The organism is Bacillus sp. AFS029637 (assembly GCF_002584985.1).
In the GTDB taxonomy this organism is placed as follows: Bacteria; Bacillota; Bacilli; order Bacillales; family Bacillaceae_G; genus Bacillus_A.
Window position 1 is genome coordinate 1 of sequence record NZ_NUPZ01000094.1, and the last position, 572, is coordinate 572.

A 572-nucleotide genomic window follows, 5' to 3' on the forward strand; every position below is an offset into this window, starting at 1 on the left:
ATCCAAGGATTTTATGCCAATTATGAAAGACTGATTATAGGAAAGAAAGTAGTTCATATTCAGTCCATTGGAGAAGTGAAAACAAGCCAACAACTACCAAGAAATAAAAAACTATCCAATCCAAGAGTTACCTTTGATGGTCGTCACTGGTGGATTAGTGTAGGGTTCCAAGAAGACTTTGAATCCCAAGAACTAACCGATGAGTCGATTGGTGTGGATGTTGGTTTAAAAGAGCTTTTTGTAGCTTCTAATGGTACGAAAGAACGAAATATAAACAAAGATGCCAAGGTTAAAAAGCTTTTGAAAAGGAAAAAGTCAGCGCAAAGAGATATGTCTAGGAGATTTAAAAAAGGTGTAAAAATTCAATCTGCCGGATATGAAAAAGCGAAAGCTGAGCACCTGCGGTTATCTAGGAAAATTACGAATATCCGAAATAACCATATCCATCAAGCAACAGCTAGATTGGTGAAAACCAAACCAATGAGGATTGTTGTGGAAGACTTATCTATCTCAAACCTGTTAAAAAACAAAAAACTATCGAAAGCATTTTCATTTCAAAAATTAAACTTCTT

At 35.1% G+C, this 572-nt stretch carries 1 protein-coding gene; it reads left to right on the plus strand.

Going from position 1 to position 572, the window contains the following annotated elements; genetic code table 11:
- Positions 1–572: RNA-guided endonuclease TnpB family protein (locus COE49_RS27010; RefSeq protein WP_141556654.1), on the plus strand; the 572-nt coding region annotated here is incomplete at both ends.